Genomic DNA, 14,130 nt, shown 5'->3' with positions numbered 1-14,130 from the left:
AAAAAATCGTGATAAGGCAGCTTGAAAACTCAAACGCATTCTCCATGCTATCCAATCATTTAGCCGGTATTTAGCCCAATTATGATCCAAACATTACAAATGGTTCATATGGTTCGCAGCACGGTTGCAGGTTTCTGACCCAACACTCGCCATGTTCCAGCAAGGCCGAAACCAACGGTGAGGACCAGTGCAACCGCGACTGTCATCAGAGCCACATCCGGCAGGAACTGCGCTTTAAGCTTCATCACTTCCACCACAACATACCAACCGGCCGCACTTCCTGCGACCAGTGCAAATACCGCCGTTGCAAGCCCGAGCAGCATGTATTCGACAATATAAGCGGCAATGAGCGTGCCACGCGTGGCACCCAGCGTTTTAAGCACAACGGCATCGTGAACGCGGGCTCGATTGCCCGCAGCCAAGGCCCCGCCAAGCACAAGCACTGAGGCCGCAAGCGCAATCGATGCAGCCGCACGGATTGCCGTAGCAAGCTGACTGATCAGATCATTGGCAACATCAAGCGCATCCGTCACGCTGACAGTGGTGATCGCTGGCCAGGTTTTCGTAACCTGTCGCAGCACATCAGGCGCAAGGTTCTTCTGACCATCAGGAATGGTCAAGGTTGCAAGCCAAGTGGCGGGGGCCCCGGCAAAGGTATTGGGCGAAAACACCATGACGAAATTCATCGCCAGCGTTTCCCATTGCAACTGCCGGAAACTTGCAATTTTTGCATTGATGTTGCGACCAAGCACATTAACCGTGACGGTATCGCCCAGCTTCAGGCCAAGCTCCTTGCCTTCGCGTTCTGCAAAAGACACGAGCGGCTCGCCGCTATAATCTGTTGGCCACCAAGCCCCCTCTGTGAGGGTTGAATTTTCAGGAACCTTGTCGGCAAAGGTGATGCCACGATCGCCCCGCAATACCCAAGCAGCTTCCGGCGGAATGGTCATATCGCGTACATTCGTGCCGTTAAAGGCCACAATACGTCCACGCAGCATGGGACCGGAGGTAAGCTTGCCGTCGGGCACGATGCCGCTCACAAGCTTGGTGAAGTCACCGATGTCGTTGTTCTGGATATCGACAAAGAAGAAATCTGGTGCCTGAGCAGGAATGTTCTCCGTCACCTGACGGCGTAGATTGCCGTCGATCAGTGCAATCGCCACCATGAGTGTAAGACCGAGGCCGAGCGACAAAACCACCGAAGGAGTCAGCGCGCCTGGACGATGAATATTGCCGACCGCAAGGCGAACGGCCGTTGAACGCATGCGCGGTGCACGGCGGGCAAGCCAGCGGATAGCGTCAGCCACCAGTCGCAAAACACCGAAGGCTGCAATCGACGAAACGATAAAGATAGCCGCGATCCGGCGGTCATAGGCGACGTAAAGCGCCAGCCCCGCCAAGGCCGCAATCAGCAAAACAGCAAGGCTGAGATAAAGGAATGGTGGGAAGCCACGCTGCTCAAAACCCTGTTCGCGGAAAAGTGCTGTCGCCGGAATATTGCGCGCGCGGCCCAGCGGTATGATTGCAAAGGCCAGAGTCGTGATGAGGCCGAAAACTGCAGCAAGTGCTAACGCATCCGGGAAGAAGCCACCTCCACATGCGACGGGAAGATAATTGGCGAGCGCTGCCGCCGCCGCAAAGGGCATGATCGTCGCCAGAACCAGTCCTATTGCAATGCCGATGAGACCGATCACCATGATCTGTACCAGATAGACCAGCACGGCAAAGCGCGCAGGCGCACCCAATGATTTGAAGGTCGCTATCACACCGCGCTTGCCGTCGAGATAGGCACGAACGGCATTGGCAACCCCGACACCACCAACGATGAGGGCGGTCAGTCCGACCAGTGTGAGAAACTGTGAGAAGCGCTCGATATTGGCGCTCAGCGCCGGTGCGGCGTTGGCGCGCGAACGGATATTCCAGCCTGCATCCGGAAAATCGGTACCTGCCCGCTCACGCAATTGCGCGATTGCTGAGTCCGGCGCGCCATCTGGCAATGCAACCTTGTAGATATGATCGACAAGGCTTCCAGGCTGGATCAGTCCTGAAGCACGTAAACCATCCATTGAGACCAGAAAGCGCGGCGCGAAATTAAATCCCGATGATAAGAGATCGGGTTCGCTTTCAATCAAAGCACGCAGTTCAAAGGTTTCGGAGCCGAGCAGCACTTTCGCACCAAGCGACAGGCCCATTCGATTGAGGAAATCCTGACTGACCGCAGCACCATAGGTCCCATCCTGCTCTTTGGTCATATCCGCAAGCGACTGCTGGGGCTGCACTTTCAGCTCACCATAGAGCGGATAGGCAGCATCCACCGCCTTAACCTCAACGAGCGACTGATCGGTGCCGTCCGGTATGCGCGCCATGGAGCGCATGGTGGCACTTTCCGCAAAGCGGCCCTGCTGCTCGATAAAGGCGCGCTCATTCGTGCTTGCCTCACGTTGATTAAGCGAAAAGCTCATATCACCGCCGAGAATGCTCTGACCTTCCGAAGCAATGCCTGTGCTAACAGAACGCGCGACGGAGTTCACACCGCCAATGGCTGCGACGCCCAGCGCGATACAGGCGAGAAAAATATAGAACCCGGATAAACCACCGCGCATTTCACGTAATGCAAAACGCAGCGCGAGTGAAAAAGACTTCGTAAATCTCATACGCCAGCCGCCGCTTTTTCGAAAACAACAGCATCTGCGGCGGACACCTCAATGCGTCCTGAACGCACTGGGATCTCATGGTCGCAGCGTGCAGCCAGAGACGGATCATGTGTGACCAGCACCATGGTCAAACCGTTTTCGCGCTGCTTGGAAAACAGCAGATCAGTAATCTGGCGACCCGTCGCCGTATCGAGATTACCTGTCGGTTCATCCGCAATCAGGATTTTGGGGCTTGGCGCAAGTGCACGGGCAATCGCCACGCGTTGCTGCTCACCACCAGAAAGCTCTGAAGGATAATGCGTGAGGCGCTCGCCAAGACCGACAGCAATAAGCTCTCGTTCGGCCACTTCAAATGCATCCTTGCGTCCGGCAAGTTCCAGAGGCACGGCAACATTTTCCAGCGCTGTCATATTGGGAATGAGGTGGAAGGACTGGAAGACGATCCCGATATTGGCACCGCGGAATGCCGCGGCTTGATCCTCGGTCATCTTGCTGATTGTCTCGCCTGCAATCTTCACACTTCCGTTATCGACATGCTCAAGACCAGCCAGAACCATCAAAAGGGTAGACTTACCCGAACCCGATGGACCTACGATGCCGACGGACCGTCCCTGGGCAATTGAAAGTGAAACGCCCTTGAGGACATGGACCGATGAAGCTGCATGTCCAAGTGTGAGATGAACGTTCTCAAGTTCAATAATCGGGCCAAAAATCGGGGGAGTCACCTGTTCCGTCACGCGTTTTTCTTCCTATATGAATATTGAAGAGCCAAAGCGCGCCACAAAATTGAACTTGTTTTGCGCCAGAAATTGAAGAGAAGTCCGAGGAGAAGTTCTTCGGGTGATTTTCCTACCTTGTTGCTAGATATGGGTTGCTGACAATGCGTTTCAAACTCTCGATCCCGGCATGGCTGTCGATTTTTGCGATAGTTGGATATTTTCTTGCCACAAGCTTGCCTATCGCACACGCTCAGGAAGAGCCGACTGGACTCGAAGACGCACTGCCTACCGAGCAGCTGGCGCAGGTGAAAATTGTTGGTTTCGGCGATAGTTTAATGGCGGGATATCTTCTGCCTTCCAATGCGGCATTCCCGCAGCAGCTTGAAAAAGTGCTTGATGAAAAGGGCTACGAAGTCACCATTGAGAATGCGGGCGTGTCGGGCGACACAACCACCGGCGGCCTTGCTCGCATCGACTGGTCGATCCCCGATGGCACCGACCTGGTGATCCTTGAACTTGGTGCTAATGACGCATTGCGGGGAATTTCACCTGACATCACCGAGAAAAATCTCGATGAAATGTTGTCGCGCCTTAAGACACGCGGCATCTCCGTTATCCTCGCAGGCATGATGGCGCCGCCCAATATGGGCAAGGATTACGCTGATAAATTCAATCCGATCTATCCCAAGCTCGCCCAGAAATACGGCGTGCCACTCTATCCCTTCTTTCTGGAAGGCGTTGCCGCACAAAAGGAATTACAGCTGGAAGATGGCATGCATCCCAATGAAAAAGGGATTGAAACCATGGTCGCGAAGTTTTTGCCTATGATCGAGAAGAACCTGAAGGATATACAAAAGACGGGGACATCCGGCGGTTGATATTGTGGGGCGAGATAAACAGCTTGCCTCCGACAGCGAAGAATGATTCGCTAGAAGATGTAGAACGATTCGAGGAGGATGCCTTATGCCGCGTCTCTTTACTGCCCTCGAAATCCCGCGCGACGCCGCGCTTTCGCTCTCGTTATTACGAGGCGGTCTTCCCGGCGCGCGCTGGATTGATGTCGAAAACTACCACATAACCCTGCGTTTTATTGGAGATGTGGAAGGCCACGTGGCCGATGAGATTGCCAATGCGCTTGATCGCGTAAGGCGTCCCGAATTCATGCTCAACCTGTCGGGTGTCGATGCTTTTGGCTCCAAAAAGCCGCACAGCATCTATGCGGGCGTATCCCCCTCATCTGAACTCAACGCATTGCAAGGTGAAATCGAACGCATCTGCCAGAGGCTTCGCATTCCTGCCGATCCGCGCAAATTCATACCCCATGTGACTTTGGCGCGATTGAGAAATGCCCGCATTGATGATGTGGTGCATTATCTCTCTTCACGCGGCAACTTCTCGACACTACCCTTCAAAGTAGGTCGCTTCGTGTTGATGTCGTCACGTGATTCTGTGGGCGGTGGACCTTACGTTGTTGAAGAGGCCTGGCCTTTGATCGCTGCATCACGCCAGAACTGGTCAGCCAACGCATTGGAAGACGCCAGGATCATCCGGTAAACCTCTTCGAAATCCCCGATCTGACCGTAATAAGGATCGGGGATTTCAACCGGCCTTCCTTCGGCGATGTCGGTGAGAAGTCCGACACGGGCACTCGCGTTTGCTGGCTGTCGCTGGCCGATCATCCGCATGTTGTAGTGATCCATACCCAAAATAAGATCAAAACGCGTGAAATCAGCGGCGATCAGCTGACGGCAACGTTGGGCTGAGATATCAAGACCATGACGTGCAGCAACCCGGATCGAACGATCGTCAGGTTCTTCGCCTGTGTGATAACCATTTGTACCCGCAGAATCGATCAGCACATGATCAATTCTGCGCTGTTTCAGCACTTCGCCCATCACACCTTCTGCAAGCGGCGAACGGCAGATATTGCCTGCACAGACAAAAAGGATACTGGTCGGGGCTGAATGGGTCACGAAACTCTCGCAGCTATGATAAGTTGATACCAGGGACCCAACATAGGCAAAAGACGATGGCACGCAACAGGTTGACAGAAGAAGAGCTGAAAGAAGCGCTCACTGACCTTGAAGGCTGGCAGAAAGTCGAAGGCCGCGAAGCCATCCAAAAAACTTTCAAGTTCAAGGATTTCAATGTGGCTTTCGGCTTCATGACACGCGTAGCGCTTCACGCCGAGAAGCTCGACCACCATCCAGAATGGTTCAATGTCTATAATCGTGTCGATGTTACGCTTTCGACCCATAGTGAAAACGGTATCACGGAACTTGATATCAAATTAGCGCGCAAGATGAATACATTTATCTGAATCTATTCAAACCTTTGAAATATAAACTATAATAATCTTTTTCTGGAAGTTGAAGCTGCCATCACGGTTTCGGCATGAGTAAGGCAGCACCTTCGCCAGATCGACCTTTTCGTTCCAGTTCTGCCCCAACGCACCGCCATTCACGCTTCTGATAAAAACGTCACCAATGGCAATGGCCGAATGAAATATGTGCCCGGCTCTGACATCATAGAAGCCGATTGCTCGTCCATAGGGTAGCGCCGAATAGCCATTCCACAGCTCTCCAGCTTTGAAATTCAGCAACGGAATCCAGTTTTGTCCAGATGTGCCGCGTAATGTATGCTCTGAAATACCAGCGCCCAGTAGGAACCGCATATAGGCGGTAATGTCGTAGCAAATGCCATCCATTACATCGATATTGACCTGATCGCCAATATCCTGTGCCGCGGCCAGTTGATGACCGCGATAGAACTGACTTGACCGGTCGGTGCGCACAAAGTTTTCGCCATAGCCGGTTAGATGCATAGAAAATCTCCACTTAATCAGATCGGGCAGATCGAGAAACCGCTCCGTTTTGGCTAAGGCTATATTCCTGTGATTTGGGAGAGTTGGTGTAGCTGACGGTTCTCTCAGGGGAACCACAACCCCAAATCTTGAAAAGTGGTCGCAATATTCCCATCTGCAGTATCGTCATGTCTTAGCTAAAAACCGCATCCCGAAAAAGTGAAACAGTTTTCGGACGAAGTGTGCGGTAAAAAGCGCGTTAACTGGCTGACAGGAGTTTGAACGAAAGATGGATAGCGTCAAAATTGATGAAATCCTCGAACCCGGCGATGAGGGCGACTTCAACAATCGCAGCGAGCGGGTGAAAAAAGGATTCTGGAAGACCGCACGCCGTGCCGGTCGCATGGTCCCGTTCATGGATGAGGTCGTGGCTGCCTATTATTGTGCGCTCGACCAGAACACACCGACGCGCGTGCGTATGACACTGATGGCAGCGCTTGCCTATTTCGTTCTGCCTTTCGATGTCATCCCCGATATGTTGGTCGGCATCGGCTTTACCGATGATATTGCAGTGCTGATGGCGGCTCTGACTGCAGTTCGCACGCATATTACCCCGGCACATAAAATTGCCGCCCGTGAGGCCCTGCGCGACGAGGAAGAGGCAGCTTAAAGCAACCTCCAGTCTTCACATTTTTGTTATGGGGCATCATCACGATGATGATGCATTGACGCGATATGACAAACTCTTGCCGCTTTCTTTTGGATGAAGTTGGCAACGGGATCGCGGGGCCTTGGCCTGACTGCTCAAGTTTTCTTTCAAAACTTCACCGTTTGGTAACCCAGATTAAGGCACATTAAGGGTCACCAAACGGGACGGCGTGTTGAACGGCGACATCCCGATATTCGACTTTGAAGCAAACGAAAGAGAACCGGTAAAAAACCATGCTTGGAAAATCGATCGTCGCGGCTTCGGTGTTCACGATTGCAATGGCGGGCTCGGCTCTCGCCCAGACACCGACCCAGATTAAGCAGTTCGACGCCTGGGGCGCCTACAGCTATCAGTCAGGCAATGGCAAGGTTTGCTATGTCCTGTCCGTTCCGACGCAGAAAGCGCCAGCCAATGTTGATCACGGCGACAACTTCTTCCTCGTGAGCCAGAAGCCAGGGCAGAACATCAGCTTTGAGCCACAGTTCATGGCTGGCTACGAGCTGAACGCCAATGCGAATGCCAAGGTCATCGTCACCATTGGAAACCGCAATTTTACAATGTTCGTCAACGGCAAATCCGGCTGGATGGAAAACGCCGCCGAAGAGCCACAGCTGATTGCAGCGATGCGCGGTGGTTCAGATATGAAAGTGCAGGCACAGTCCAAGCGCGGCACCAAGACCAATTACACCTATTCGCTCAAAGGCATTTCGGCAGCACTCGCAGCCATTCAGAAGTGCAAATAAGCCAGTCGGTTCAAGCTAAATTACTAAGCCGGGGCTCCGCTCCGGCTTTTCTTTTCGATACCGAACCTATCATACTGCATATCAGCTAAAACATAGAGCGGGATGACGGAGCGAATATTGTGTGCTATGTCCGCGCGCAACAGGCTCGCATAATCAAATGAACGAGCCCATATATCCATGTAATCGGTAGTGTTTATCGGCGCGCTTTATGCGGCGTCCTCAACAGTTGAAAACAGATGTCCATTTCATTCGACTTAACCATTGATGATACGCGCGACCAGCTTGCCCGCCATGTGCGCGCAAATATGGAGCAAAAGCCGTCGCTCATCGGCATGTCGCGTGAAGAAATGGCCGAGGAGCTGCTCAAGGTCGGCGTGACGCCAAAGCAGGTCAAGATGCGCATCGCGCAGCTCTGGCATTGGCTCTATGTGCGCGGCGTGTCCGACTTTGCAGATATGCGCAATATCTCCAAGGACCTGCGCGTTCTTCTGGCCCAGCATTTCACCATTGCGCGTCCGGAAGTCGTTGAAGAACAAATCTCGCAGGATGGCACGCGCAAATGGCTGTTCCGCTTTCCGCCTCGTGGCGCTGGACGCCCCGTCGAAATCGAATGCGTTTATATTCCTGAAGAAGGTCGCGGTACGCTCTGCATTTCCTCACAAGTGGGCTGCACGCTGACCTGCACTTTCTGCCATACCGGCACACAGAAGCTGGTACGTAATCTCACCTCAGAAGAAATTCTGGCACAGTTGATGACGGCCCGGGACCGGCTTGGCGATTTTCCAGACACGAACACGCCAGACGGCGCCATCGTTCCGGCCGAGGGACGCAAAGTTACCAATATCGTTATGATGGGTATGGGCGAGCCGCTTTATAACTTCGAGGAAGTGAAAAAGGCTCTGCTGATTGCGTCTGATGGCGATGGGTTAGCGCTTTCCAAGCGCCGCATCACGCTTTCAACTTCAGGCGTTGTGCCAGAAATCTACCGCACCGGCGAAGAAATCGGCGTGATGCTGGCAATTTCGCTTCATGCGGTGCGTGATGAATTGCGTGACCTTCTGGTACCGATCAACAAAAAATACCCGCTGGAACAACTCCTCAAGGCTTGCCGCGAATATCCGGGTCTGTCGAATGCCAAGCGCATTACGTTTGAATATGTGATGCTCAAGGATGTGAATGACAGCATGGAAGACGCCAAGCTTTTGGTAAAGCTTTTGCGCGGGATTCCTGCCAAGATCAACCTGATCCCATTCAACCCATGGCCTGGCACCAACTACCAGTGTTCCGACTGGGAGCACATTGAACGCTTCGCTGATTACGTGAATGCTGCAGGCTACGCCTCGCCGATCCGTACCCCGCGCGGCCGTGATATCCTTGCTGCCTGCGGTCAATTGAAGTCGGAATCGGAACGCATGCGCAAGAGCGAACGTCTGGCGCTCGAAGCCATGATGATTGCCGGACACGGAGACTAAGCGCGTTTGACCGATACATTCGATTACATCACGCGTTTTGTTGTTATTGTTTTCGGCTATTGCTGCGCGGTTCTCGCCGCAGGCTATTTTCTTGCCGCGGTTCTTTACGGCCAGTTCGACCTCAACGCGTTGCTCCGACACGATGTTGATGGTAACGCCGCTTTCAACCCTTTTGTTGGAAATTGGGGCTCTGAAGGTTTTCAGGCTGCATTGCACTTGGGTGGATTCTTCTTTGCAGGTATTGCAGGCGTATTCAGCTTTTTCCCAGTACTTGGAATGGTCATCTATAGTGAGACCAAGCCTGTAACATCTTCGCTTTTCTATTGCGTAGGTGGACTGTTGATCAGCTTGTTTGCCATGATCTCAATCGGCCTTTTCACATGGCAGATGGAACCGATCGATTCATTCTCTGTCATGCTTTACACCACCGTCGCCTGCTCTGGCATTGTCGGCGGCTTCGTTTATTGGCTGATTGCCGGTCGCAAAGCCGGACGATTGTTAGCCCGCCCGGCTGAATAGCGATTTACTTAGCCTGTGCGGTGATGATTTTCAGCGCGAACGCTGAGAAAACACCGGCGAAAAGCCAATCCACAATCCGTGTGACCGTTGGGTTTTTCTTGAGAAGACCGGCAAACCTGTCTGCTGCAACCACCATAGGAATGGTGAAAGGCAGCGCTAGCGGAATGAACGACAGGCCAAGGAAGAACAGTTTTCCCATGGCGTGCGGATCATGTGCGGAAACAAACTGCGGCAGGAAGGTCATGTTGAACAGAATGATCTTCGGGTTGAGCAGATTGATGCCAAGCCCCGTCGCCCAATTCTGAACCAGCGTATGCTTCTTGCCGCCGTTTTTTTCCGGCGAGAATGCCGAACCTTTGCGGATCGCCTGCACTGCAAGCCAGACGAGATAAACTGCACCCACCACCTTCAATGCAGTGAAGGCTGCAGGCGAAGCGAGGATGAGCGCTGAAAGCCCAAGCGCTACCATGCTCGTATGCACAACAATGCCGGTGCTTGCGCCTGCCATACAGGCAAAACCGGCTGCCTTACCTTCAGACAAGGCACGACCGACAAAAAGCGTCATATCCGGGCCAGGCGTTATGGATAAAATTGCAGTGGCGATCACGAACTGGACGAAGATGGTCCATTCGGGAATGAAGGTCAGATTTGTCAGAAAAGACATCGAGAGGCACTCCGAGAATTCGCGGCAAGCTAACGCGAATTCATTTCCGCCGCTATAGGATTTTTTAAGCCTTCTTGGAGACTCTTATTTATGCGTATGCGACCCACCCGCGATAGGTGAAAGACGCATAAAAAAGGCTCAGATTTTTGAAGCCCGCATCATGTATCAGCGTCTCATCCTGTTGCGGCGTAAGAATATGCAAACGCTCATTGATTGCAGCACTGGCTTTCACTGCACTTGCCAGATCGACACCGGAATCATTCAAAAAGGCAGAATAGCGCGACAGCCACAATGCTCGCTCATCAGCATCCTCTTGCTCAAAACTGAAATGCGCCATGATAAATGGTGCGTCGAGTTTCAGACGTCGATAAACGTCTGCAAGAGTTTGTTTGCGCGTTTTCTCATCCAGAAAATGCATGGTCAGCAAACAGACTGCTCCATCGAACGGTCCCAGAGCTGCGCTGTCGATATAGCCTTCCTGGAAATTCACGCGGTCCGTATTAGGGCCAAGACTTTGCCGCGCCAATTTCAGCATTTCTGCGGAAGGATCGACACCTTCAAAGGTCCAATGCGGATGATTTTCAGCAAATAGCTTGAGTTCAAGACCACCACCCGCGCCCAACACCAGAATACGTGCGGTATCGGGGACGTGTTCAGCAAGCAGCAAACGAGTCATGCGCTGCATATCCCGAAAACCCGGCACAGCCTTCGGCGGCCCTTCTACATAATGCGCGACAACCTGCGGATCGGTAAATGGATTGCTTGATTTAATCATGTAACTTTTATAGTTACAAATCAAGATGGCAGTCAAGACTGTCCATATTGGCAGATGAAGCTTTCTTTTCGCCGACAAAGCGCCATCCGGCTTGCGCGCGGCTTAGCAACTGATAAAAGAACTGCAACATCCTGTTCTACAGCCCTTTGGGCTACAATCGCATCTCAGACGGAAGTGAACTATGAGCAAGCTGAAAGACGTTAAAAAGGTCGTTCTCGCCTATTCCGGCGGTCTCGACACCTCGATCATCCTGAAATGGTTGCAGACTGAGCTTAACGCAGAAGTCGTCACCTTTACCGCCGATCTTGGCCAGGGCGAAGAGCTTGAACCAGCACGCAAGAAAGCTGAAATGCTGGGCATCAAAGAAATCTTCGTTGAGGACGTGCGCGAAGAATTCGTGCGCGATTTCGTCTTTCCGATGTTCCGCGCCAATGCCGTTTATGAAGGCGTCTACCTGCTCGGCACATCGATTGCCCGCCCGCTGATCTCCAAGCACCTCATTGAAATCGCCAAGAAGACCGGCGCCGACGCTATTGCGCACGGCGCAACCGGCAAGGGTAACGATCAGGTTCGCTTTGAGCTTTCCGCTTATGCGCTGAACCCGGACATCAAGATCATCGCTCCATGGCGCGACTGGACATTCAAGAGCCGCACGCATCTGCTCGAATTTGCTGAACAGCACCAGATCCCGGTTGCCAAGGACAAGAAGGGCGAAGCGCCGTTCTCGGTTGACGCAAACCTGCTGCACTCTTCGTCTGAAGGCAAGGTTCTGGAAGATCCGGCAATCGAAGCGCCAGAATATGTGCACATGCGTACGATTTCGCCAGAATCAGCACCTGATACACCAACCATCATCAAGATTGGCTTTGAAAAGGGTGATGCCGTTTCGATCAATGGCGAACGTCTGTCGCCTGCCACACTGCTTGCCAAGCTCAATGATTATGGCCGAGACAACGGCATCGGTCGTTTAGACCTTGTTGAAAACCGTTTCGTCGGCATGAAGTCGCGCGGTGTCTACGAAACCCCAGGTGGAACGATCCTGCTGGCTGCCCACCGTGCCATCGAATCGATCACGCTCGACCGAGGGGCTGCGCACCTCAAGGATGAGCTGATGCCACGTTATGCAGAGCTGATCTATTACGGCTTCTGGTTCTCACCAGAGCGCGAAATGCTGCAGGCCGCTATCGACCTCAGCCAGCGCCACGTTGAAGGCGAAGTCACGCTCAAGCTCTATAAGGGCAATGTGATCGTGACTGGCCGTGAAAGCGATAAGTCGCTTTATTCCGACAAGCTCGTCACATTTGAAGACGATCAGGGCGCTTACGACCAGAAGGACGCAGCAGGCTTCATTAAGCTCAATGCACTTCGTCTGCGTACACTCGCAGCACGCGACCGTCGCTAGGCCTTTAAAAGCACGACAAAAAGCCCGCCTCCCGGCGGGCTTTTCAATTCAAGAATACCTAAAAGACACACAGACATGAGGCATGAGATTTTGCTTCTCTATCTGGCCCTGCCTGCCTGTATTTTACTCGGCATTTATCTGCTGATCCGCTGCGTTTCCATCCTATGGAAAATCATTGCGCCTAATGTCCGTTACCGTTTTCCAGCTGATAGCCAGACGCAAAATTTTCATTTGCCAAAGGTAGGGCGATATATGATCAGCATCGTGTTTCCGCCGTTCACTGTTCTCACAGGAACGGCTTATTTCTCAGCCCAATTCACTATCAAAGCACGCGCGTCTGGCACACGGGTTCCCTATCATTCCGCGAGCCGTTCTCTGCTAAGCGTCAGGCGTACAGATATGCGCGGCTATGCTGCTCACGCCTTGGGTTATTTTGATTGCAACGTGTCGGGTGATTACGAGATTACCTGTCTTAATCCTGAAAATATCCGTGCGAATTTCCAGCTGGAAGTATCACCTCACGTTTCCTTTCTGAAGCTCGCGCCAGTCATTTTAGGAACCATTCTTGCAGCAGGAATGAGCATAGGTGGAACGATTGTTTCGCTACTTTGGATGACTGGCAGGATTGGTTGAGATTCAGCTGGCGTGCTTGATACCCGCCAGCATCTTTTCCTCGCCGGGGCGCAAGGTCAGCACCCGAACGCCATTGGCAGTGACAGCCACAGTATGCTCGAACTGCGCCGACAATTTTCCGTCGCGCGTTACCACCGTCCAGCCGTCCTGTTTCGTCTTCACCTTGGCTGCGCCTTGATTGAGCATTGGCTCGATGGTGAACACCATACCTTCACGCAAACGCTCACCTGTGCCCGGCTTGCCAAAATGCAGAACCTGCGGCTCCTCATGCATCTCGCGTCCAATACCATGCCCGCAATATTCGCGCACCACACTGTACTCATGACGCTTGGCGTATCGCTCGATGGCATAGCCAATATCGCCCAGCGTTGCACCGGGACGCACAGCGGCAATCCCCTTCCACAGTGCCTCATAAGTCACACGGACCAACCGCGAGGCAAAGGGAGCAACTTCACCAATCATGTAAGTCTTACTGGAATCGGCGATATAGCCATCCTTCTCCAACGTGATATCGAAATTGATGATCTCGCCATTCTCTATTGTGTCATCATTCGATGGCATCCCGTGGCAGACGACCTCGTTCTTCGAGGCATTCAACACATAGGGATAATCATACTGCCCTTTACTGGCGGGTCGCGCATTCAGATCCCGCGTGATGTAATCCTCGACCAGATCATTCACCTGCATCGTTGTCATGCCAGCAAGCGGCGTGCGGTCAAGGAGCGCAAAAACCGAGGCCAGCAATGCTCCCGATACTGCCATCTTTTCCACTTCGGCAGACGTCTTGGTCATGTTGGCCTGACCACCATGACGGAAAGCTCTACCTGCGCTGCACGCAATTGCATCTGAACAATTTCATTGAATGACATGTCGGGATTGGCCTGCGCCAGCATGCCGATTTTCATCCAGTATTCGGCTTGTGCATTGATCGAGCGACACATGACATCGCTCGCCTTGCGCACTTCCTCATGCAGTTCGTCGTCAATTTTCACAATGCCCATAGCCCTACCCAGTTAAGTGATCCGTATGCGAAATAT

17 protein-coding genes are annotated in these 14,130 nt (G+C 52.8%); 9 read left to right on the top strand and 8 right to left on the bottom strand.

Going from position 1 to position 14,130, the window contains the following annotated elements:
• Positions 1-104 precede the first annotated feature (104 nt).
• Entirely contained in the window at positions 105-2,654 is a 2,550-nt protein-coding gene (locus CES85_RS09915; protein WP_095445854.1) for an ABC transporter permease, read from the bottom strand.
• Positions 2,651-3,379: an ABC transporter ATP-binding protein gene (locus CES85_RS09910; RefSeq protein ID WP_095447822.1), complete on the bottom strand. Its 729-nt coding sequence runs from the start codon at positions 3,377-3,379 to the stop codon at positions 2,651-2,653. The genes CES85_RS09915 and CES85_RS09910 overlap by 4 nt, the downstream gene beginning before the upstream one ends.
• A 155-nt stretch (positions 3,380-3,534) precedes the next feature.
• On the opposite strand from CES85_RS09910, the gene CES85_RS09905 reads away from it, so the two are divergent.
• On the top strand, positions 3,535-4,251 hold the full coding sequence (locus CES85_RS09905) for an arylesterase (protein WP_095445853.1): 717 nt from the start codon (positions 3,535-3,537) through the stop codon (positions 4,249-4,251).
• An 85-nt stretch (positions 4,252-4,336) separates the two neighbouring features.
• On the top strand, positions 4,337-4,927 hold the full coding sequence (thpR, locus tag CES85_RS09900) for an RNA 2',3'-cyclic phosphodiesterase (RefSeq protein WP_095445852.1): 591 nt from the start codon (positions 4,337-4,339) through the stop codon (positions 4,925-4,927).
• Here the strand turns inward: thpR and CES85_RS09895 are convergent.
• Entirely contained in the window at positions 4,837-5,346 is a 510-nt protein-coding gene (locus CES85_RS09895; RefSeq protein ID WP_244923272.1) for a low molecular weight protein-tyrosine-phosphatase, read from the bottom strand. The two genes, thpR and CES85_RS09895, sit on opposite strands and share 91 nt — an antisense overlap.
• 56 nt (positions 5,347-5,402) lie before the next feature.
• Between CES85_RS09895 and CES85_RS09890 the strand changes: the two genes are divergently transcribed.
• Positions 5,403-5,693, top strand: a complete 291-nt coding sequence (locus CES85_RS09890) for a 4a-hydroxytetrahydrobiopterin dehydratase (RefSeq protein ID WP_095445850.1) — start codon at positions 5,403-5,405, stop codon at positions 5,691-5,693.
• Between the two features lie 6 nt (positions 5,694-5,699).
• On the opposite strand, the gene CES85_RS09885 is transcribed toward CES85_RS09890, so the two are convergent.
• Positions 5,700-6,197, bottom strand: coding sequence for a hypothetical protein (locus tag CES85_RS09885; RefSeq protein WP_095445849.1), 498 nt, complete (start codon positions 6,195-6,197; stop codon positions 5,700-5,702).
• Positions 6,198-6,465: 268 nt separating this feature from the next.
• Here CES85_RS09885 and CES85_RS09880 point away from each other — a divergent pair, with 268 nt between their 5' ends.
• From CES85_RS09880 to CES85_RS09865, 4 genes are all read left to right on the top strand, one after another.
• Positions 6,466-6,846 (top strand): YkvA family protein, encoded by a 381-nt coding sequence (locus CES85_RS09880; RefSeq protein WP_095445848.1) that lies wholly within the window; start codon positions 6,466-6,468, stop codon positions 6,844-6,846.
• 272 nt (positions 6,847-7,118) lie between these two features.
• The gene (locus CES85_RS09875) at positions 7,119-7,628 is read left to right on the top strand and encodes an invasion associated locus B family protein (RefSeq protein WP_024898243.1); all 510 of its coding nucleotides are present in this window, start codon (positions 7,119-7,121) and stop codon (positions 7,626-7,628) included.
• Between the two features lie 236 nt (positions 7,629-7,864).
• On the top strand, positions 7,865-9,100 hold the full coding sequence (gene rlmN / locus CES85_RS09870) for a dual-specificity RNA methyltransferase RlmN (RefSeq protein WP_095445847.1): 1,236 nt from the start codon (positions 7,865-7,867) through the stop codon (positions 9,098-9,100).
• Positions 9,101-9,106: 6 nt separating this feature from the next.
• Positions 9,107-9,619 carry a hypothetical protein gene (locus tag CES85_RS09865; RefSeq protein ID WP_095445846.1) on the top strand — a complete coding sequence of 171 codons (513 nt, stop codon included), beginning with the start codon at positions 9,107-9,109 and terminating at the stop codon, positions 9,617-9,619.
• Between the two features lie 4 nt (positions 9,620-9,623).
• Here CES85_RS09865 and CES85_RS09860 read toward each other — a convergent pair whose 3' ends face one another.
• Both CES85_RS09860 and CES85_RS09855 read right to left on the bottom strand, forming a co-directional pair.
• Complete coding sequence (locus tag CES85_RS09860) at positions 9,624-10,283, bottom strand: LysE family translocator (protein ID WP_095445845.1); 660 nt, start codon at positions 10,281-10,283, stop codon at positions 9,624-9,626.
• An 88-nt stretch (positions 10,284-10,371) separates the two neighbouring features.
• A complete protein-coding gene (locus CES85_RS09855) occupies positions 10,372-11,058 on the bottom strand; it encodes a class I SAM-dependent methyltransferase (protein ID WP_095445844.1) in 687 nt (228 codons plus the stop codon).
• Between the two features lie 181 nt (positions 11,059-11,239).
• Between CES85_RS09855 and CES85_RS09850 the strand changes: the two genes are divergently transcribed.
• Positions 11,240-12,460 carry an argininosuccinate synthase gene (locus tag CES85_RS09850; protein ID WP_095445843.1) on the top strand — a complete coding sequence of 407 codons (1,221 nt, stop codon included), beginning with the start codon at positions 11,240-11,242 and terminating at the stop codon, positions 12,458-12,460.
• 75 nt (positions 12,461-12,535) lie between these two features.
• Complete coding sequence (locus CES85_RS09845; protein ID WP_208636300.1) at positions 12,536-13,093, top strand: hypothetical protein; 558 nt, start codon at positions 12,536-12,538, stop codon at positions 13,091-13,093.
• 3 nt (positions 13,094-13,096) lie between these two features.
• On the opposite strand, the gene map is transcribed toward CES85_RS09845, so the two are convergent.
• Together map and CES85_RS09835 are read right to left on the bottom strand one after the other, a co-directional pair.
• Positions 13,097-13,885 carry a type I methionyl aminopeptidase gene (gene map / locus CES85_RS09840; protein WP_095445842.1) on the bottom strand — a complete coding sequence of 263 codons (789 nt, stop codon included), beginning with the start codon at positions 13,883-13,885 and terminating at the stop codon, positions 13,097-13,099.
• On the bottom strand, positions 13,882-14,094 hold the full coding sequence (locus CES85_RS09835) for a ParD-like family protein (protein ID WP_095445841.1): 213 nt from the start codon (positions 14,092-14,094) through the stop codon (positions 13,882-13,884). The genes map and CES85_RS09835 overlap by 4 nt, the downstream gene beginning before the upstream one ends.
• Between the last annotated feature and the right edge of the window lie 36 nt (positions 14,095-14,130).

The sequence above is a fragment of the Ochrobactrum quorumnocens genome, assembly GCF_002278035.1.
GTDB classification, from domain to species: domain Bacteria; phylum Pseudomonadota; class Alphaproteobacteria; order Rhizobiales; family Rhizobiaceae; genus Brucella; species Brucella quorumnocens.
The sequence above is the reverse complement of the archived record's forward strand: the minus strand, read 5'-3'. Positions and strand labels throughout refer to the sequence as shown.